The organism is Streptomyces sp. NPDC001927 (assembly GCF_053594455.1).
The window spans coordinates 304,297-323,070 of sequence record NZ_JBSFEN010000008.1 but is presented as its reverse complement, the minus strand read 5'-3'; the positions used below and the strand labels follow the sequence as shown (position 1 = coordinate 323,070).

General features: G+C 71.3%; 17 protein-coding genes. 7 read left to right on the top strand and 10 right to left on the bottom strand.

Annotation, left to right across the window (positions count from 1 at the left end; genetic code table 11):
- Nucleotides 1-253: 253 nt before the first annotated feature.
- Entirely contained in the window at nucleotides 254-1,378 is a 1,125-nt protein-coding gene (locus ACWCO8_RS23505) for an aminoglycoside phosphotransferase family protein (RefSeq protein ID WP_362014229.1), read from the bottom strand.
- Nucleotides 1,379-1,611: 233 nt separating this feature from the next.
- Between ACWCO8_RS23505 and ACWCO8_RS23500 the strand changes: the two genes are divergently transcribed.
- Entirely contained in the window at nucleotides 1,612-3,105 is a 1,494-nt protein-coding gene (locus ACWCO8_RS23500; protein ID WP_451033883.1) for a DNA-binding protein NsdB, read from the top strand.
- A gap of 112 nt (nucleotides 3,106-3,217) precedes the next feature.
- Here ACWCO8_RS23500 and ACWCO8_RS23495 read toward each other — a convergent pair whose 3' ends face one another.
- The gene (locus tag ACWCO8_RS23495; protein ID WP_451033882.1) at nucleotides 3,218-4,699 is read right to left on the bottom strand and encodes a PP2C family protein-serine/threonine phosphatase; all 1,482 of its coding nucleotides are present in this window, start codon (nucleotides 4,697-4,699) and stop codon (nucleotides 3,218-3,220) included.
- Between the two features lie 273 nt (nucleotides 4,700-4,972).
- Here ACWCO8_RS23495 and ACWCO8_RS23490 point away from each other — a divergent pair, with 273 nt between their 5' ends.
- On the top strand, nucleotides 4,973-6,184 hold the full coding sequence (locus ACWCO8_RS23490; protein ID WP_451033977.1) for a hypothetical protein: 1,212 nt from the start codon (nucleotides 4,973-4,975) through the stop codon (nucleotides 6,182-6,184).
- Between the two features lie 4 nt (nucleotides 6,185-6,188).
- Here ACWCO8_RS23490 and ACWCO8_RS23485 read toward each other — a convergent pair whose 3' ends face one another.
- Nucleotides 6,189-6,839, bottom strand: a complete 651-nt coding sequence (locus ACWCO8_RS23485) for an NADPH-dependent F420 reductase (protein WP_451033881.1) — start codon at nucleotides 6,837-6,839, stop codon at nucleotides 6,189-6,191.
- A gap of 175 nt (nucleotides 6,840-7,014) precedes the next feature.
- On the opposite strand from ACWCO8_RS23485, the gene ACWCO8_RS23480 reads away from it, so the two are divergent.
- Nucleotides 7,015-7,557, top strand: a complete 543-nt coding sequence (locus ACWCO8_RS23480; protein ID WP_451033880.1) for a phosphoribosyltransferase family protein — start codon at nucleotides 7,015-7,017, stop codon at nucleotides 7,555-7,557.
- Between the two features lie 122 nt (nucleotides 7,558-7,679).
- Nucleotides 7,680-9,653 (top strand): bifunctional serine/threonine protein kinase/MFS transporter, encoded by a 1,974-nt coding sequence (locus ACWCO8_RS23475; protein WP_451033879.1) that lies wholly within the window; start codon nucleotides 7,680-7,682, stop codon nucleotides 9,651-9,653.
- 55 nt (nucleotides 9,654-9,708) lie between these two features.
- On the opposite strand, the gene ACWCO8_RS23470 is transcribed toward ACWCO8_RS23475, so the two are convergent.
- Together ACWCO8_RS23470 and ACWCO8_RS23465 are read right to left on the bottom strand one after the other, a co-directional pair.
- Entirely contained in the window at nucleotides 9,709-10,773 is a 1,065-nt protein-coding gene (locus tag ACWCO8_RS23470; protein ID WP_451033878.1) for a methyltransferase, read from the bottom strand.
- An 89-nt stretch (nucleotides 10,774-10,862) separates the two neighbouring features.
- Complete coding sequence (locus ACWCO8_RS23465) at nucleotides 10,863-11,690, bottom strand: helix-turn-helix transcriptional regulator (RefSeq protein ID WP_451033877.1); 828 nt, start codon at nucleotides 11,688-11,690, stop codon at nucleotides 10,863-10,865.
- 321 nt (nucleotides 11,691-12,011) lie between these two features.
- Between ACWCO8_RS23465 and ACWCO8_RS23460 the strand changes: the two genes are divergently transcribed.
- The 3 genes from ACWCO8_RS23460 to ACWCO8_RS23450 all read left to right on the top strand — a co-directional run bounded on the left by ACWCO8_RS23460 (nucleotide 12,012) and on the right by ACWCO8_RS23450 (nucleotide 14,906).
- Nucleotides 12,012-12,614, top strand: coding sequence for a DUF485 domain-containing protein (locus ACWCO8_RS23460; RefSeq protein WP_451033876.1), 603 nt, complete (start codon nucleotides 12,012-12,014; stop codon nucleotides 12,612-12,614).
- Entirely contained in the window at nucleotides 12,611-14,230 is a 1,620-nt protein-coding gene (locus tag ACWCO8_RS23455; protein ID WP_451033875.1) for a sodium/solute symporter, read from the top strand. The genes ACWCO8_RS23460 and ACWCO8_RS23455 overlap by 4 nt, the downstream gene beginning before the upstream one ends.
- A gap of 136 nt (nucleotides 14,231-14,366) precedes the next feature.
- Nucleotides 14,367-14,906: a GNAT family N-acetyltransferase gene (locus ACWCO8_RS23450; RefSeq protein ID WP_451033874.1), complete on the top strand. Its 540-nt coding sequence runs from the start codon at nucleotides 14,367-14,369 to the stop codon at nucleotides 14,904-14,906.
- Here the strand turns inward: ACWCO8_RS23450 and ACWCO8_RS23445 are convergent.
- The 5 genes from ACWCO8_RS23445 to ACWCO8_RS23425 all read right to left on the bottom strand — a co-directional run bounded on the left by ACWCO8_RS23445 (nucleotide 14,899) and on the right by ACWCO8_RS23425 (nucleotide 18,693).
- A complete protein-coding gene (locus ACWCO8_RS23445) occupies nucleotides 14,899-15,477 on the bottom strand; it encodes a YdeI/OmpD-associated family protein (protein WP_451033873.1) in 579 nt (192 codons plus the stop codon). The two genes, ACWCO8_RS23450 and ACWCO8_RS23445, sit on opposite strands and share 8 nt — an antisense overlap.
- Nucleotides 15,478-15,570: 93 nt before the next feature.
- Nucleotides 15,571-16,863 (bottom strand): ATP-binding protein, encoded by a 1,293-nt coding sequence (locus ACWCO8_RS23440; protein ID WP_362014249.1) that lies wholly within the window; start codon nucleotides 16,861-16,863, stop codon nucleotides 15,571-15,573.
- Between the two features lie 224 nt (nucleotides 16,864-17,087).
- Nucleotides 17,088-17,444 (bottom strand): DUF805 domain-containing protein, encoded by a 357-nt coding sequence (locus tag ACWCO8_RS23435; protein ID WP_451033872.1) that lies wholly within the window; start codon nucleotides 17,442-17,444, stop codon nucleotides 17,088-17,090.
- 237 nt (nucleotides 17,445-17,681) lie between these two features.
- The gene (locus ACWCO8_RS23430) at nucleotides 17,682-18,068 is read right to left on the bottom strand and encodes an SPW repeat protein (protein ID WP_362014252.1); all 387 of its coding nucleotides are present in this window, start codon (nucleotides 18,066-18,068) and stop codon (nucleotides 17,682-17,684) included.
- 244 nt (nucleotides 18,069-18,312) lie between these two features.
- Nucleotides 18,313-18,693 (bottom strand): VOC family protein, encoded by a 381-nt coding sequence (locus tag ACWCO8_RS23425; protein WP_451033871.1) that lies wholly within the window; start codon nucleotides 18,691-18,693, stop codon nucleotides 18,313-18,315.
- Nucleotides 18,694-18,774: the final 81 nt, after the last annotated feature.

Here is an 18,774-nt window from a genome sequence, read left to right as displayed (position 1 = left end):
CCCGGCGATCCGTCAATCACCCGCGCTGACAAGGGAATTCCCACGTCAGGGGCGGTGTCATGGAGGTGTCGCGGAGTTTCGCGACGGCGGCGCGCGGGCCTGCGGCGCGTCAGTGGAGTGGACCAATGGTCCGGTGTTGGGGGCGGCGGGGACGGGGGCGGCGGGCGCGGCGGAAAACGCCGAACGCCGTGCGCCCGGTGTGTCGGCACCGGGCACACGGCGTGTCACCCCCGTCGGGACGGTCGGCGCTTCCTCAGCGCGTACCGACCGCCGCGCGCACGGCCCGCCGTGCCATGGCGCAGTCGTCGTGCAGCCGCCGCAGAAGCCGGCGCTGCTCCTCACCGGGCGAGACCGCACCGGACGGGACGGGGACCGAACCCGCGGGCGGAGCCTCCTTGATGGTGCGCTGCACCGCCGTCTCGTACGTACGGATCTCCCGGGTCAGCACGATCATCAGGTTCACCAGGAAGGCGTCCCGGGACGCCGGCCCCGCCTGCTGGGCGAGCTGGCTGATCTGGCGCCGGGCCATCGGTGCGTCACCGAGCACCGACCACATCGTCGCCAGGTCGTAGCCCGGCAGGTACCAGCCCGCGTGCTCCCAGTCGACGAGGACCGGTCCGGTGGGGGAGAGGAGGATGTTGGAGAGCAGGGCGTCGCCGTGGCAGAACTGGCCCATGCCCTGACGGCCACCGGCGTGCGCCAGGCCGTGCAGCAGCTTCTGCAGGTCGTCCCGGTCACGGTCGGTGAACAGACCCAGCTCGTGATAGCGCGCGATCCGCGCCGGGTAGTCCAGCGGGGCGTCGAAGGTCCCGGCGGGCGGACGCCAGGCGTTGAGCCGGGCGATCGCGCCGAGCGCCGCGCGCAGATCCGTGCGGGGCGGTGCCTCCACGGGGTGGCGCGTCAGCGCCGCCGCCCGCCCCGGCATCCGCTCGATCACCAGCGTGCAGTTCTCCGGGTCCGCGGCGATCAGCCGCGGCGCGCGTACCGGAGGACGGTGCCGGACGAACGAGCGGTAGGCAGCTATTTCGTGCTGGAACCGCTCGACCCACGCGGGGGAGTGGTCCAGTAAACACTTCGCGACCGCCGTGGCCCGCCCGGTCGTTCCGACGATCAGGACGGAACGGCCGCTGCGCCGCAGGACCTGCACCGGGTTGAACTCCGGGCAGATCCGGTGGACGGACGCGATCGCCATCCGCACCTGGGCCCCCTGGGGGCCCGACAGGTCGATTCTTCCGCTGAGCGGCTGAGCGGCACTGCCCGCCCATCGCCTCGACCGGACCGCCGGAACGACGGGCGCGAGGTACGGTCCGCTCCCGGCCGGTACGGAACGGTGCTGGGGCCGGGGCGGGGCGGACACGGAGGACGATGCTGTGTACATGGGGAGACAGATCCCTTCGTGTGCCGACGAGTTGCGTGCGTCGCCCCGCCCGACCTCCGGGCCGCACCCTGGGGAATGAGGGCCGGTTGCCGGGGCGGGGTGGCGCGTTCCTACCTGACACCCCGGCGCGGGTGGCGGAACATTGAGCGCACCCTGGCGAACCCTGGCGAATAGTCGCCAGCCCTATGACAGGGGGTTACTGTCAACTCAGCCGAGAACCTGGGGGCTTAGACGTGACTGGACAGACCAACACCCGCCTGGCAGACCTCTTCGGCCTCGCCGGCTGGTCCAAGGGAGAGCTCGCGAGGCTCGTCAACAGGCAGGCGGCGGCCATGGGCCACCCGCAACTGTCGACCGACACCTCACGGGTGAGGCGATGGATCGACATGGGGGAGACCCCGCGCGACCCCGTACCCCGGGTGCTGGCTGCACTGTTCACCGAGCGACTCGGTCGTGTCGTGACCATCGAGGACCTCGGGTTCGTACGACACGGGCGTGCCGGGAGACGGCAGAACGTCAGGAACACCGACAACCCTGACGGGCTGCCCTGGGCGCCCGAGCGTACGGCAGCGGTCCTCACCGAATTCACGGGAATGGACCTCATGCTCAACCGACGCGGCCTGATGGGCGCGGGCGCCGTGCTCGCCGCCGGCTCCGCCCTCACCAGCGCCATGCACGACTGGCTCCACACCGACCCCGCGCGCGCCGCCACCGCGCCACGCGCCAACGATCCCCTCCACGCCGACCCCGCTGGGTTCGACCGCTACGAGGCCGCCCCCATCGGGTCGGAGGAGATCGAGGCGCTGGAGCGCTCCGTGGAGGTGTTCCGCGCCTGGGACGCCTCCCGCGGCGGCGGCCTCCAGCGCAAGGCGGTGGTGGGCCAGCTCAACGAGGTGGGCGGCATGCTCGCCTACCACCACCCCGACCACCTCCAGCGGCGCCTGTGGGGCGTCGCCGCCAACCTGGCCGTGCTGGCCGGCTGGATGTCCCACGACGTGGGCCTGGAACCCACCGCCCAGAAGTACTTCGTCATCGCCGCGCACGCGGCGCGCGAGGGCGGCGACCGGCCGCGCGCCGGGGAGGCCCTGTCCCGCGCGGCCCGTCAGATGGTCCACCTGGGCCGGCCCGACGACGCCCTCGACCTGATGAAGCTCGCCAAGTCGGGCTCGGGCGAAGAGGTGTTGCCCCGCACCCAGGCGATGCTGCACACCATCGAGGCCTGGGCACAGGCCTCGATGGGCAAGGGCCAGGCCATGCGCCGTACGCTCGGCGAGGCCGAGGAGCTGTTCGTCTCCGACCGTTCCGACGTCCCGCCGCCGAGCTGGATGCAGAACTTCGACGACGCCGACATGCACGGCATGCAGGCCCTCGCGTACCGCACGCTCGCCGAGCACGACCCCGCCGCGGCGGTCCCGGCCCAGCGCCACGCCAAGTTGGCCCTGGACCTCCGTCGCCACGGCCACAACCGCTCGAAGCTCTTCGACTACATCTCGCTCGCCTCGGCCTGCTTCATCGCCGACGACCCGGAGCAGGCCGACCGGTACGCCCGGCTCGCCCTGGTGTCCATGGGCGAGACCTCCTCGCACCGCACCTGGGACCGGCTGCGCGAGATGTACCGGCTGACCGGGCAGTACGCCGGCTACGCCAAGATCGAGGACCTGCGCGAGGAGATCGCGCTCGCCCTGCCCAAGCCTGCGGCCAAGCGGCCGCGGAGCAGCGGGATCTGAGCGGGGTCCGAGTTCGAAGGAGATTCGAGGGCGGGAATCGGCCTCGGTACGTACGTACGAGAAAAGGGCGCACGAGAAAAAGGGGCACACCGGCCGTTGCCGGTATGCCCTCCTAGTCGCCGACCCGCACCACCATCACGCAGGCGTCGTCCTCGCGGGGTGCCTCACCGAACTCCTCCACCACCGACCGTACGCAGTCCTGCGCGTCCCGCGCCCCGGTCAGCCGGGGGGCCAGTGCGAGCAGTCGTTGCGTACCCGTGTCGTCCAGGCCGCCGCGGCGGGTCAGTCCGTCCGTGTGCAGCACCAGCAGATCGCCGGGGAGCAGCCGGATGGACGCCTCCTCGTACGCGGCCCCGGTCGTCGCTCCCAGGAGCACACCGTCCGGCCGCTTCAGGGCGCGCCCCGTTCCGTCGCGGAAGAGCAGCGGGGCGGGGTGGCCCGCCTGCGCCCAGGTGAGGGTCTGGCTGACCGGTTCGTAGCGGCAGCACATCGCGCTGCCGAGCGCCGGCTGCACCGAGGTCTCGAGCAGCTGATTGAGATGGCCCATCAGGGCTCCTGGGCGAATTCCGGCCACGGCCATGCCGCGCAGCGCGCCCAGGAGCATGGCCATCGAGGAGGTCGCGGAGACGCCGTGGCCGGTGAGGTCGCCGACGGTCAGGAGCGCGTCGCCGTCGGGCAGGGCCAGCGCGTCGTACCAGTCGCCGCCGATGAGGCCGGTGGTGGCGGCCGGCAGATAGTGGCCGGCCACGTCGAGCGGGGCGCCCGGGCCGCCGTGGGCGAAGCTCAGGGAGCCGCGCCACGGAGGCAGCACGGCCTCCTGGAGCTCGACGGCGACGCGGCGTTCGGTGCGCTCGATGTGGCGGGTGCGCTGGAGGCTGTCCCGGGACTCGCGGACCGCGCGCTCGCTGCGCCGCAGCTCGCTGACGTCGCGCAGGACGGCCCACATGGAGGCCGTGCAGCCGTCGGAGTCGAGGACCGGCTCGCCCATCATGTGGAGCGTGCGGACCCGCCCGTCGGTGCGGACGACGCGGAACTCGCCGTCGATCGGCTTCCCGTCGATCAGACAGTCCGTCACCATCGCCTGCAGCACGGGCTGGTCCTCGGCGAAGACCATGGACGGCAGTTCGTCCAGCGACATCGGGCCGCTCTCGGGGTTCCGGCCGAAGATCTGGTACAGCTCCTCGGACCAACTCACCTCGTCGTTCAGGAGGTTCCACTCCGCGCTGCCGACGCGGCTGAGGAGCGAGCCGGTGCGGGCGGGCGCGGGGCCGCCGTACGCGGCGCCCGGGTCGGAGGCGGCTTCGACGGTGTCCGCGGCGGCCTCGATGAGCTCGACGCCCGCCGCGAGTGTGGTCTCGTCGGGGATGCCGGCCTTCAGCTGGCCCAAGTGGGCGCCCAGGTCGTCGAGTTGGTGCACGGCGAGATCGCAGAGGGCACGCTGCCAGCGGTTCTTCGGGTCGTCCTCGTCCAGAACGGCGTCCCGGCGCACGGCGTCCACGTCAACGCGCAGACGGCGGGTCTGGGAGATCAGCGCGTCCACGGTGCCGGGCTCCGGCGGCTGGGCTGGACGGTCCGCGTAGAGAGGGGACGGCATGTCGTACTCCGATACAGGCGCGGCGCGGGCGAGCGGTGTAACAAGGCCCGGATATGACTGTTGCACAGGCTGAGACAGCCCGTAAGGGATTTGGCAACACTCGATACGGTGGTGCTTCTGGCATATGCCAACGGCCCGCCGATTATCGGCCATCGGGGTGGTAACGGGAGGGGGCGTAGAGAAGGTTACGGTGCTCGTGTGCTGAACGACGACCTGGACACGGTGGGGACGGCGGTCCTGCTCGCGGCGGCCCCGGCGGGACGCGGACGAGCGATGGACGCGGCGGCCGTTCTGCCCGCTTTCGCGGCGGTTCCGCCGGGGGCGCTGACGGGCACGGCGGTGGCGACGGTGGTCGAACTGGCCGACCCGCTCGACCCGCAGACCGTCCTGACGCGCCTGCGCTCCGCGGCCGCCGCGCCGGGACCGCTGGCGCTCTTCCTCGCGGGCCAGCTCCAGATGGACCGCCGTCAGCACCTGCCCCACCTGGCGCTCGCGCGCAGCACCCCGACGACCCTGCGGTACACCGGGCTGCCGTGGCACTGGCTCGCGGCTGAGCTGGCGGTGCGGCGTGCGGGCACGACGACGGTGGTGGCGGACCTGGTCGCCGACGCGGAGCTCTGGGAGCGCCTCGGCGCCGCCCCGGGCCTGCTCTCCCTCGGCCCCGGCGTCCGCCTCTACGGCCGAGTCGCCCCGGCCCCGCGCCGAAGCGGCACCCTCGCGACACCGGAGTACCTGCGCCACTTCGCCACGGCCTGGCGCACGGGCGCCCGACCGCCGCTCGCGCAGCTGCACGCGGAGGCGGCGGGTGCGGGGGGTTCGGGGGAGGCCGTGTTTCTGACGCAGGAGGTGAACTACGGTCTTTCGCAGCCGAGTTCGCAGCCCGTACAGGTGCTCGGGGAGGTGGCGAGCGTCGTGCCCGCACCGGTGCCTGCGTCCGTACCCGTACCCGTAACCGCTCCTGCGCACGTACCCGCGCCCGTGCCCGAGCCGCAGCCGGAGCACGGGCGGGCGGTGGCTGTCGCGGCTCCGGTGGACGTTCGCCCGCCCGCGACCGCGGCGCAGGAGCCCAAGGCGTCCGAGTCCGATCCGCACCCCGCCATCCTCGCCGCGGCGCGCGCCGGGCGGCACGGGGAGGCGGTGGCCGTCGCCGTTGCCTGGGAGCAGGTGGCTCTGCGGCGGTACGGGGCGCGGTCGCCGGAGGCCGTGCACTGGATGGAGGTACGCGCCGACCTCGCGCGGCTCGCCGAAGAGCCCGCCCGCAGCTGTGAGTTGTGGATCGCCGTGGCCCGGGCGCGACTCGGCCTGAGCCAGGGCCCGCAGGACCCCGAGGTCGAAGGCGCGGTGGACCGGGCCCACCATCAGTGGGAGCGGATCGAGGACCCGGTCCGGGCGCGCGAGTTGGGCAACGCCCTCGTCGCGCTCCGGCGCCGCGTCCCCGGCCGCAGGGCCGGCGCGCTCGCCGCCCTCCAGCGCCGAATGGCTTGATCGTCTACAGAGCCGCCGGCGGCACGACACGGATCCCGAAGCCGAACGATTCGGTCGCCCTGGCGATGCCGATGAACAGCAGGGCGAAGTGCTCCTGTCCGCGCGCGCTGACGATGCCCCCGAGGTCGAGCTGGGACTCCCGGGTCCAGCCCAGGTCGAGCAATAGCCCGCTCACCGTCCGCTTGGCGTCCGCGTCGTCTCCGGACAGGAAGATCGTGCTCGGCCCCTCCAGGGACCCGGGGGCGGTCATGACGACGCTGTCGACCGTGCAGAGCGTCTTCACCACCGGCGTACGGGGGAAGGCCTGCTGGATCTCCTCCCCGAGACTGACCGTCGGGTGCGTGAGGGTGTCGTCCTCCTGGTAGCCGACGGCGACGTCCAGCAGTACCTTCCCGGCCAGGGCCGGTGCGCCGATCGACTCCAGGAGGGGCACCGACGCCGCCCCTGGTGTCGCGTTCGCCAGCACCTCCGCGTGCGCGGCGGCGGCCGACGGATCCCCGACGCGGACGCCCGTGTCGAGCAGTTCCTTCAACTCCCCCAGAAGCTCCGTGTCCTCGGGTCGCCGCGACCCGAGGACGATGTCGTGGCCCGCGCGGCTCCACCCCGCCGCGAGCGCCCGTGCCACATGTCCCGTACCCAGAAGTCCGATTCGCATGACCACGACGCTAGGCGCGCCCTACCCCGGGCGTCATCGGACGAAGGTCGGGGCGTGACCCGCGAACGGTCTAGGGCGGGCGGCCTAGGGCCCGCCGTCTTTGGTCGGTGTCGGGGATTCCCCGAACGGAGAATTCGGTTGCCCGGGCTGCAAGCCCGTCCGCAGGCTCGCGATCATGATGTCTGACGCGCGCGGCCCGGTCCTCGAACGCTTCCGCTGGATCGGCGGCCATGCCGACGTCTGGCAGATCTTCCGTGACCCCGGGGCGCTGGCCGCGGTGGTCCGCGGACTGGCCGGGCCGTTCAGGGAGGACGGCGTCACGGCCGTCTGCGGCATCGAGTCGCGGGGGTTCCTGCTCGGCGCGGCAGTGGCCGTCGAGCTCGGCGTCGGCTTCGTCGCGGTCCGCAAGGGCGAGGGGATCTTCCCCGGGGAGAAGGTCACCCGGCGCAGCGCCCCCGACTACCGGGGCACGCGTCAGGAGCTGCGTCTGCAGCGGGCGGCGGTGGGTCCGGGGGATCGGGTGCTGCTGGTCGACGACTGGATCGAGACCGGCAGTCAGGCGTCGGCTGTGCGGTCGATGGTCGAGGAGTGCGGCGGGCGGTGGGCCGGCTGCTCCGTCGTCGTCGATCAGGCGGCCCCGGCCCGGCGGGCGGGCCTGGACGTCCGCAGCATCGTCACGGCGGCCGAACTTCCGGATTGGGAGGGTGACAGAACCTAGGGCTCTTACGGACGTCGAGTGGCCTTCAATAACTTGGACCCGCGCGCGGCAATCCATGCCGGAACCTTGGATAGTTGGTCTATCTTAGGGTCTCTCCGCACCCATCCAGGGGGATCACCGCCGTGGAACAGCTGACGGGGGAGGACCCCGCGCACATAGGCCCGTATCGCCTGATCGCCCGTCTCGGTGCGGGCGGGATGGGTCTGGTCTATCTGGGCCGCTCCGACCTGGGGCGTACGGTCGCCGTCAAGGTGGTCCAGGCCGAGCACGCCCAACACGTCGAGTTCCGCAGGCGGTTCGCCCGCGAGGTGGCCGCGGCGCGGCGGGTGGGTGGAGCTTGGACGGCCGACGTCCTGGACGCCGACACCGATGCCGCCGTGCCGTGGGTGGCGACCCAGTACATCCCGGGGCCCGACCTGACCACCGTCGTGGCCCAGGACTTCGGTCCGCTGCCCGAACAGTCGGTCCGCACCCTGGCCAACCGCCTCGCCCTCGCCCTGCAGGCCGTGCACGAGGCGGGTCTGATCCACCGTGACCTCAAGCCGTCCAACGTCCTGGTCACCGTCGACGGCCCCCGCGTCATCGACTTCGGCATCGCGCGGGCGATGGACAGCCTGGCCGGCGACAGCCTGCACACCCGCACCGGCATGCTCATCGGCTCGCCCGGCTTCATGTCACCGGAGCAGGTGCGCGGACTCGAACTCACCCCGGCGTCCGACGTGTTCTGCCTCGGGGCGCTCCTCGTCTACGCCGCCACCGGGCGCCTGCTCTTCGGCGCCACGGACACCGGCCTGAACGCCCACCTCTTCCGGATCGCCGAGGAGGAGGCGGACCTGACCGGCGTACCGGATGCGCTCGTCGATCTCGTACGCGCATGTCTGCACAAGGATCCGGCCAAGCGGCCCACCCCGCGTGAGGTGGCCACGCGCACGGAGACCGACGAGGCTGGTGAGTGGCTGCCAGGGGCGGTACTGGCCCAGCTCGGCCGCCGTGCCGCTCATCTGCTGGACTACGCCCCCGCCTCGCCCGCCGGCGCACCCGCCGAGCGGCCGGACCCGCGCGTCCAGGCCGCCGCCCAGCCGACGCCCCCACCGCCCGCGTACGTTCCGACGGCCCCCGCGCACCCCGGGGCACCGCCCGCGTTCGGTGCGCCGCCGGGACCGCCTCCCGGTCTCTCGTACGCGCCTACGTCCCCGGCTCACCCGGCCGATCTGGCGGTTCCCCTACCCAGGCGCTGGTGGGGCCTGGTGGTGCTCGCTCTGGCGCAGCTGGTCGTGCTGATCGACGCGACGTTCGCCAGGACGGCGGTGGGGCGGGAGGCTTCCAGGGACCTGGGGCTCCCTCACGACGGCCTGCGGGTGTCGTCCACCGTCTACCTGGACGTGATGCCCACCGTCTATGCGCTGGCCTTCGTCGGGCTGCTCCTGTTCGGCGCCCGCCTCGCGGACCTCGTGGGCCGCAAGAGGATGCTGATGATCGGCCTGGTCGGGTTCGCGGTGGCCGCCGCGATCGGCGGCATGGCACCCAGCCCCGGCACGTTGGGCGTGGCCCGCGCCCTGCAGGGCGCGTTCGCCGCGCTGGTCTCGTCGTCCGCGCCGCTCCTGGTGTCCACCTCCTTCACCGACCCGCGGGAACGCCGTAAAGCCTTCGGGATCTACGTCGCGATCGCCGGCAGCGGCCCGGCGCTCGGCTTGTTGGCAGGCTGGGTGCTCCCGGTTCTGTCCTGGCGGTGGTGCCTGTTCGCCGCGATCCCCTTCGCCGTGGTCGCCCTGATCGGAGCGGCGACCCAGGTGCACGACCGCCCGGGCCGCATCGGCGCCCGCTTCGACGGGCTCGGCGTGCTGCTCGGCTCCGTCGGGATCGCCGGCATCAGTGGGGCCGTTCCCCACTTCACGGGCCAGTCGGTCATCCTGCTTCCCGGCGCCGGCATCCTGATCGTGGCGTTCGTGTGGTGGCAGACCAGGACGGCCGGCGCCCTCGCCGCGCCCTCCGGCATCAAAGCCCAAGCACCGGTCGCCTACTTCGCCGCATTGGCCCTGGCCAACGTCGGCGTCGTCGCCCTCCTCATGGCCATGGGGCTCCCCTGGTACGAGTAGGGCCTGTCCGGCGGACCTGAGGACGTGACGGGATCCCGCGGCACGCAGACTGCCGTCAGCCGGCCACGACCTCGATGAGCGAGAACGGTGCGGCCTCCGCGAGCGGGGTGACAGAGGTGAGGGACAGGCCCGCGCGGTGGCACAGTTCCTCGAAGTCCTTGCGGGTACGCTCTCGGCCGCCCACGTTCACCATCATGTTGAGGTCGCTCAAGTAGGTGATTCCGCCGTCGAGTACGTCGGCATCCGCGGTGGTGTCGACGACTTCGGGAAGCACGGGCTCGACGATCAGGACGAGGCCGCCGGGTGGCAGCACCTCGCGGCAGTGGCTCAGGATCGTGACCGCCTGGTCGTCCGTCCAGTCGTGCAGGACGCTCTTCATCAGATAGAGATCCGAGCCCCCGGGGACCGAACGGAAGAAGTCCCCGGCGATCAGAGAGCATCGGTCACTCACCCCGTGCCGCGCCATCGTCGTCGGCGCCTCGGCCAGACCCCGCGCCGTGTCGAAGACCACACCGTTGAGGCCCGGATGCGCGGCGAGTACACCGGCCAGAAGGGTTCCGTCGCCGCCACCGACGTCCGTGACGGTGGTGAACCGCCCGAAGTCGAAGGCGTACGGCAGCACGGCGGCGGTCTCCGCGACGGCTTGGCTCATCGCCGCGTTGAACCCCGCCGACAACTCGGGGTGTTGGGCGAGGTGGCTGAAGAAGTCCGTGCCGAAGACGGTGTCGAACGCGACATCGCCGGTGCGGACACTGTCGTCCAGGTGCTCCCAGGCGCGTACGATCGCCGGCTCGGTGAACATTCCGACGAACGACGTGAGCGAGTCGGGGCGGCCGGGGTCGAGGAGTGCGCCCGCGGGGGTCACCGTGAAGGCATCGGGGGCGTGTTCCCGCAGCAGGCCGAGCCCGGTCAGGGCGCGCAGCAGCCGCGTCATGGGCTGGGGTTCGGTTCCGGCGTCGGCGGCCACGTCGGCGGCCCGGCGTGGTGTATCGCCCACCAGCTCGACCACCCTCAACCGGATCGCGGCGCGCAGGGTTTGCGCGGCCATACTCCCGAACGCGAGCCGGACGATCAGATCGCGGTCGGCCATGCCTGCTGCTCGGACATCGGTGTTCGGCACAGGTGCCTTCCTTCCTTCGTGTGGTGGTACGTGCATGAGCCGGCGTGGGCACGCGTGCGTGTGGCCGGTCTCCTTGGTGTGGGCACGGGTCAGTCGGCGGACCTGGTCCTGCCGGCCAGCGCGCCCGGCGTGCACCCGGCGAGGGCCAGCACATCGCGATGGAGATGGGGCTGATCGGCGTATCCGCACGCCAGGGCGACGTCGCCGGGGCTCTCGCCGGCGCTGAGCGCTCGGGCGGCGTGGTCGAAGCGGACCAGCATGGCGGCACGCTTGGGGGTGAGGCCGATCTGGGCACTGAACCTGGACCACAGCCGCTTGCGGCTCCATCCGGAGGACGCCGCGAGGTCACCGACCCGTATCCGGCCTCGGCGGGCCACGATGGTGTCCCAGGCGGCGGCGACCTCGGGCGACATCGACGGTGCCCCCGCGGCCCGTCTCGTGAGGAACTCGTCCGTCAGCGCGAGGCGTTCCTGCCACGTCGTGGCGTCGGCCAACCGCTCGCGGAGGCGCCGCTCGTGCCGTCCCCACAGGTCCTCGAGAGAGGTGACGCACCCGTCCAGATCGCGCGGGGAGACGCCCAGCAGGGGATAAGCGGCCTGGGGTGACAAGCCCACTTCGACGCACTCGACGCCCTCGCCACGGACGCGGGCCGGGCCGGGCGACAACGAGGCGACGAGGCTCCTCATGGGCCGGTGCCCCGTGGCACTCTCCACCGTGACCGGGTTGCCCCCGAGCTCGATGACGACGGTCACCGTGGGCTGCGGGAGCACCCAGTCGTCCAGCCCGGCGGCGACGCGGTCACGGAATCCGGTGATCCGGACGCCGTCGAGGGACGTGCCGCCGAGGGGATGGGCGACCTCCCAGCCGTTCTCGGCATCGCGATCCATGGGGGTGGCCCCCACTTCGTGTCTGCGCATGCCTCTACCGTCGCCGACTTCAGTGGCCCTGTCTTGTACGAATGTTCCGTGGGTTCGCCCCAGGCAACGGACCGCTTCGCCGGTCCCGTCGTGCCCAGCGGCCTGCCCGGCCGCAGGGGTGGCTCGAGACTCACCCGTGACCTGCGGAAAGATCCACCAGGGGGGTTACCGGGGGTTCGGTCGCCACGCGCACAGGATCGTCACCGAACCGACATACCGAGCGGTCGGAAACCCCTTACGCAGGGGCTATACCCATGAGTAACGTACGCGGACCCACCAGCGCCACCCGCCCGTTCCCCGGGGCGGCAAGGAGCGAGATCGATGTCGTACCACCAGCCTTTCCCCGGCCCACCGCCCGTACCCCCGCACCGGAATGCCGGGCGGCACCGCCAAGAGGCGGCGTCGCAGTCCTGGGACGGTGGATCGCAGTCCTGGGACGCCGATCCCCAGGCAGCCTGGGACTCGTCCCCGCGCGCGTGGGACTCCTCGCCACAGGGCTGGGACTCCGCTCAGCAGCCCTGGGACGCGTCCCAGCAGCCGCAACAGCCCGCCGCCACGGACGATCGTGATGAGCTGCATCGGCTCGGATCGGCCTACCGCAGGCTCCGCCGCGTCGCCACGTTCACCGCGCTCGGCTACTTCGTCGTCTTCCTTTTCCTGTCCGGCTACGCCCCCTCGATGATGACCAGCTCCCTCACCGGTGGTCTCACCACCGGTCTGGTCCTGGGGCTCCTCCAGCTGCCCGTGGCCCTGGCCGCGATCGCGCTGTACGAGCGGATCGCGCGCAAGCGCGTCGACCCGCTCGCCGCGGCGATCCGCGAACGCGCCGAGCAGGCGGCCGCGGCAGCCGCGCCCCGGCCGGAACGCCAGAGCCGCTCCGGACGTCCCGTGTGGCAGCGGCCCACCGGAGGTGCGCGCGCATGACCAGCTTCAGCTCCGAGGCCCAGACCATGTCGCTGATGGCGTTCATCGCGGTCATCACCGTCACGCTGCTGCTGTGCGTGATGACCGGCCCCGACCGTGACGACCTGGGCGATTTCTACACCGGCTACCGCTCGCTCTCCCCGGTCCAGAGCGGCCTCGCGATCGCCGGCGACTACATCTCCGCCGGCACCGTGCTCGGCACTATCGGCATCATCGCGCTCGTCGGCTACGACGGCGTCACGCTCGCCCTGAGCACCGTGCTCTCGCTGGTCCTGATGATGTTCCTGCTCGCCGAACCGCTGCGCAACGCCGGCCGGTTCACCATCGGCGACGTCTTCACCCGGCGTCTCCCCGGCCCCGCCGTGCGGATCACCACGGCCGCGGTCACCCTGATCGCCCTGCTGCCGCTGGTGATCTTCCAGCTCGCGGGCGCCGGTGATCTCCTCTCCGTCGTCCTCGGCTTCGACGCCGACGGCTTCAAGACCGGGGCGATCGTGTTCCTGGGCCTGCTGATGATCGCGTACGCGGCGATCGGCGGCATGAAGGGCACCGCCTTCATCCAGATCGTCAAGACCGTCGCCCTGCTCGGCGCGTCCCTCGCGATCGCCGCGCTCATCCTCAACCGCTTCGACTTCAGCCTGCCCTCCCTTCTGGACGCCGCCAAGCGCGGCAGCGGGGCGGGAGACGCCTATCTCGCCTCCGGTCTGCAGTTCGGCGGCAGCGAACTCGACATGATCAGCACTCAGTTGACGGTCGTGCTCGGGGCCGCGGTGCTGCCGCAGATCACCATGCGCATGTTCACCGCGCGCAGCGCGGCAGCCGTGCGGCGCTCGATGTCCTGGGCCGTGTCGACCGTCGTCGTGACCTGTCTGCTGATCGCCGTCATCGGCTTCGGCGCGGCGGCGATCGTCGGCCACCAGGGGATCGTCGCCGGCGACCCGCAGGGCAAGACGGCGTTCCTCATGGTCAGCCAGGCCGTCATGGGCACGGAACAGACGACCGTCGAGACACTGCTCTTCACGGCCGTGGCGACGGCCATCTTCCTCACCCTGCTGGCCTCGGTCGCCGGGATCACCCTCGCCTGCGCCAACACCCTGGCGCACGACCTCATCACGCACGGGCTGCGCCGCAAGGCGCAACTAAAGGCCTCCACCGAGATGGCCATCGCCCGGACCGCCGCGGCGGGCGTCGGGCTCGTGGCGATCGCGATCGCCGCCGGCGCACGGCATCTGAACCTTCAGGCACTGGTCACCCTGTCGTTCTGCATCGGCGCGTCCGCGGTCGCACCGGCCCTGATCTACAGCCTCTTCTGGCGCCGCTACTCCCGTACGGGACTGCTCAGCACCCTCATCGTGGGCAGCGTCTCCGCGTTCGTCCTCATGACCGGCAGCAACCTGGTGTCCGGATCGCCCCAGGCGATTTTCCCGGACCAGGACTTCAACTGGTTCCCGTTCACCACGTCGGGCATCCTCTCGGCCCCGCTGGGCTTCCTCGCGGGCTGGCTCGGCACTGTGCTTCGCGAACGTGACCCGGCCGACCAGCGCATGCGGTACGAAGCGGTGGAGGAGACGATCCTGGCCGGCACACCCGCGCCGAACAGCGCCCCGGCGTCCTGACGCGCACACCTCGACGAAGGGCGCCCGGCCTGAGGTTCCAGGCCGGGCGCCCTTTCGGCTGTCCTGAGGTGCCCAGGGTCCGGCACCGAGCTCGTCGAGCTCGTCTAGCCCGCCGACCCCGGCGAACGGAGCTGAGATGATCGTACGTATGCACGCCTCACCCTCCGCCGCGTCGCGCGGCGACCTCGCCACCGAGCGGCTCCTGCTGCGGCCCGTGCGGACGGCCGACCTGCCGGCCGTCACCCGGCTGTGGACCGACCCCGAGGTCCGGCACCACCTGGGCGGGCCCGTCAGCGAGCAGGTCGTGCGGATCCGGCAGCGGCGGGTGGTCGGCGCGCCCGGGGTGCACGCGGTAGTGCGGGCGGCCGACGGGGTCCTGCTCGGGATCGTGACCGTGGAGCCCGGCGCGCGCGACGGGGAGACGGAGGTCTCGTACCAGTTCCTGCCCGAGCACTGGGGGCACGGCTACGCACGCGAGGCCGTCGCCGCCGTCCTCGACGCCACGCTCCGGGACACGCCGAGCGTGGTCGCGCTCACCCAGGAGGCGAACCACCGCTCCCGACGGCTCCTCGAAGCCGTCGGCATGACCCACGTCTCCTCCTTCGTCGAACACGAGGCCCACCAGGTCCTCTACCGACGCGGCGGCGGACGTCCCCCGGCTCCGCCCGTCAGCTGACCTTCTCGCCCGCCGCCAGCTTCGCCACCATCCGCTCCAGACGCTGCGCCCGCCCCTTGGGCGTGCGCGCCTGCCACAGCCGCATGATCACCAGATACTGGTCGGTCTTCCCGAGCCCCGCGTAGAACTCCCGGGCCCGCTCGTCGGCGGCCAGGGCGGCCGCCAGGTCGTCCGGTACGGTCGCCTCCGCCTGCGACGGGTACGCGGAGGCCCACCGGCCGTCCGCCTGCGCGGCCCGCACCTCGGTGAGCCCCGGCTCCCGCATCCGCCCCGCCGCCGTGAGCGCCTCGACCTTCCGGACGTTCACCTGCGACCAGAGGCTGCGGGACCGGCGCGGGGTGTACTTCTGGTGGTAGTACGTCTCGTCCCCGCCTCTGCGCTGACCGTCGATCCAGCCGAAGCAGAGCATGCAGTCGAGGATCTCCGGATTGGTGAGCGACGAGCCGCCCTTCCCCTTTTTGGCGATCCTCAGCCACACCCCGGGGCTGTCGGCGTGATGGACCTCCAGCCACGCCTCCAACTCCGCCACCTCCGTGACGGTCATGATGTCGAGCCCTTCGTACCGCTCCACCGCCCGGCTCCCCTGTCATGGTCGACGTCGTCCCCGGAGTCGCCGGGAACGCTCATGACCACGATAGGGAGAGGCACTGACAGTGGCGCCTCGTCAGAAGCGGGCGTGGGTGGTGATGTCCGATTCGAACTGGGTGATCATCTCCGGTGTCACGGTCGGCCGGCACTGACCGATGGCCTCCAGGTAGTCCGCCGTCGTCGCGCCGGGCAGGCGCTCGTCGGCGGTGGAGCGGGGGCCGACGGCGACCAGGTCGCGCTCGAAGGAGTTCTGGGCGGCGATCCGGGCGGCGTGTTCGATGTCCGCGGGCGTGAACAGGTCGCTCGCCGCGACCAGTTCGTCGATGTCGACATCGGAGCGGCCCTCGGTGTAGCGCCCCCAGATCGCGGCGCGGGCCGCCTTGTCCGGCGTACCGATCGGGATGAGGTAGTCGAAGCGCCCCGGGCGCAGGAAGGCCGGGTCGAGGGAGCGGATCGAGTTCGTGGCGCAGACGAGCAGCCGCTCGTCCCGCTCGCGGAAGCCCGGGATGAGCTTGAGGAGTTCGTTCGTCACGCCGTGCATCCCGCCGGGCTGCGCGGGCTCCTGGCGGACCGGGGCGATCTCCTCGACCTCGTCGATGAAGACCAGGACCCGCTCCAGCTCCGCGATCCGGGCGAACGCGGAGCGCAGCGCCGCCGCCAGATTGCCCTCGTCGGCCAGCCGGGACGGCAGGATCTCCACGAACGGCCAGCCGAGCCGGGAGGCGATGCCCCGCGCGAACGTCGTCTTGCCGGTCCCCGGCGGACCGAACAGGCCCACCGCGCGCGGCGGCCGCACACCGTGCCGCGCCGCGCGCTCCGGCTCGGCGAGCGGCAGGACCACACGCCGTTCGATCAGGTCCTTCTCCCGCTCCATGCCGGCGACCTTGGCCCACAGGTCGCCCGGCAGCAGCCGGCCGCCGAGGTCGTCCAGGAGATTGGCGGCGGGGCCGTGCAGCGGCTCCACCTTCTCGAAGTAGGCGACCGCCGGCTGCCGGGTGTATCCGGCGTTCAGGAGGCCCTCGCCGAGGAGGTCCTCCTCGGGCAGCACGTACGCGATCCGGCCGACCCGCGCCGCGACCAGCCGCCGCTCCAGCTCCACCAGGAGCGCGCTGGCGAGGCCCCGGCCACGCCAGGCGGAGGAGATCGCGATCCGCATCACCCAGGCCCGCTCCCCGGAGACGGAGGCGAGCGCGGCCCCGATGGGAACGCCCTGGTGGACGGCGACGACGGCCGGCTGGCGGGAGGTCAGGGCGCTGATGCACTCCGCCAAGGAGAAGACGGACTCCTGGCCGAGTTCGGCCGTGGTGTCGATCAGGTGGACCACTGCGGCGAGATCGCTCTCGCGGTAGTCGTGGATGAGCCAGTTCACCGATGCCGCCCCTCGTTCGTTCGCTCGCGCGTCCGTGCGTTCGTCCGTGCGATCGCTCGTGTCGCGCCGTTGCGGCGAGGCTAGGGGCGGGGGTGAAGGCGGGTCGTGCGCCATCGTGCACAAGGCGCGAGCGGCGATTGCTACGAACCGTCACTGGGCGTACGGCTCCCGAAATGCGCGTAGCCCCCGGAAGGAATCTTCCGGGGGCTACGTCACCGTGCAGCTCAGTACGTGGGCGTGAGCTTCGGGTTCGGGCCGTAGGCGTTGTCCGTCTGGTTGCCCTCGGTCGCGTAGAACACGATGAGGATGATGGGACCGACCAGCGGGATCGCGCCGATCAGGATCCACCAGCCGGAGCGGCCCGTGTCGTGCAGACGGCGGACGGTCACGCCCAGGTTCGGCAGGAACACGCCGAGCGCGTAGATGCCGACGAGGATCCCGGTCGTGCCGATCACGGCATCGACGATGGCCAGCACGATGACCGCGAGGAAGTTGAACAGCACGAACATCCAGAATTCCTGGCGGCGCGCACGGCCGGTGAATACCGCGTACTTCTTGAGAACGTCGAGGTACCAGTTCACTTAGTCCCCCCAAGGACTGGGAATGCGAGCGGGAGCCTGTCCCTGTGGAGCAAGCTTACGCAGAACTTATGTGGCCGAAACGCCGACGGTCAATTCGTTACCTGGGATGGGGTGTTGGGGGTCGGTGTGTCTGGATTTGCGTATGTGGCACGGCGGTAGCGGTTTGCTTACGCACGGCGACGGCGCCCCGTCCCGGCCAGGGATAGGGCGCCGTTCTTGGAGAGGATCAGAGCTTCGTCACGTCTTTCTGGTCTTGCTCATGAGCAGTCCGCCCGCTGTGAGCGCGAAGAGGCAGACGCATGCGCCCGTGATGACGTTGCTCAGGATCGCGCCGGTTCCGGCGTCGGTGGTGGCGACGACCCAGGGGGAGAGGATCAGCCATACGCCGAGCGCCAGGACGACGAAGTTCAGGTCCTGAGACCGCTCGGGCGCCATCGACATGCAGAGGCCGAGGATCGCGAGGGCGATGCCCGTGACCAGGTTGCTGAGGGCGAGTTCGGGCCTGGCGGCCGAGAAGTGAACCACCCACCCGGAGACCGCGGCGTAGATACCGGCGAGGATCACGAGCTCCTCGACCGCGGCGACACCTCGGGTCTGGAGTATTTGCGAGTACCGTTCTCGCATTTCCGGAGCGTCGGGGTGTGCCGTGATATCACCGGGACGGTGAGAGACGTCAGACATACGACTCGCCTCCTTCTGGCGTCCTGCACGTCTGATCGCGCTTGCGGCGTCGTACCGCGGTTTCATTGTGCTCTTATCTGGCCTTTATGTGTAGATCTGTCCGATATCGTATCCGTACAGAAATCAAGGGGTGGATTAGCGCGGATCCGCCAAGGGGGAGAGCATTCTGTGAATGTTCAATAAGCCGTCATGTGGTGTACGGGTGCGTGATGATCTCCATGTTGTGGCCGTCGGGATCGTCGAAGTAGGCGCCCCGGCCGTTGAAGAGGTCGTTCACGCTCCCCGGATCCGTATGGCTCGGGTCGGAGTAGTACGTCACGCCGGCCTCCTCCAGGCGCGCGATCATCACGTCGAACTCCTCGTCCGGCACCAGGAACGCGTAGTGCTGCGAGACGACCGGCGCGTCGGCGTTCTCGTAGAAGTCCAGCGTCACGCTGTTGTCGGCGGCCACGGGGAGGAAGGGCCCGAAGGGCGCACCGACCTCCAGACCCAGGATCGCGGCGAGGAACTCGGCGGAACGCTTCTTGTCGGTGGCGTGCACGATGGTGTGGTTGAGCTCGGCGGTCACTGGCCCTCCCGATGGGTGAGGTGAACGACGGTCTTCCTCCTCCGACGCTAGTCCGTCACCGGGGGTGGCGGGAGGGGCGCG

What these genes read in the sequence shown, in the direction of transcription:
- ACWCO8_RS23480 (WP_451033880.1), top strand. Translation starts at nt 7,015, where the DNA reads ATGATGTCTGACGCGCGCGGCCCGGTCCTCGAACGCTTCCGCTGGATC.
- ACWCO8_RS23455 (WP_451033875.1), top strand. Translation starts at nt 12,611, where the DNA reads ATGACCAGCTTCAGCTCCGAGGCCCAGACCATGTCGCTGATGGCGTTC.
- ACWCO8_RS23485 (WP_451033881.1), bottom strand. Translation starts at nt 6,839, where the DNA reads ATGCGAATCGGACTTCTGGGTACGGGACATGTGGCACGGGCGCTCGCG.
- ACWCO8_RS23490 (WP_451033977.1), top strand. Translation starts at nt 4,973, where the DNA reads ATGGACGCGGCGGCCGTTCTGCCCGCTTTCGCGGCGGTTCCGCCGGGG.
- ACWCO8_RS23460 (WP_451033876.1), top strand. Translation starts at nt 12,012, where the DNA reads ATGTCGTACCACCAGCCTTTCCCCGGCCCACCGCCCGTACCCCCGCAC.
- ACWCO8_RS23430 (WP_362014252.1), bottom strand. Translation starts at nt 18,068, where the DNA reads ATGCGAGAACGGTACTCGCAAATACTCCAGACCCGAGGTGTCGCCGCG.
- ACWCO8_RS23450 (WP_451033874.1), top strand. Translation starts at nt 14,367, where the DNA reads ATGATCGTACGTATGCACGCCTCACCCTCCGCCGCGTCGCGCGGCGAC.
- ACWCO8_RS23495 (WP_451033882.1), bottom strand. Translation starts at nt 4,699, where the DNA reads ATGCCGTCCCCTCTCTACGCGGACCGTCCAGCCCAGCCGCCGGAGCCC.
- ACWCO8_RS23465 (WP_451033877.1), bottom strand. Translation starts at nt 11,690, where the DNA reads ATGCGCAGACACGAAGTGGGGGCCACCCCCATGGATCGCGATGCCGAG.
- ACWCO8_RS23505 (WP_362014229.1), bottom strand. Translation starts at nt 1,378, where the DNA reads ATGTACACAGCATCGTCCTCCGTGTCCGCCCCGCCCCGGCCCCAGCAC.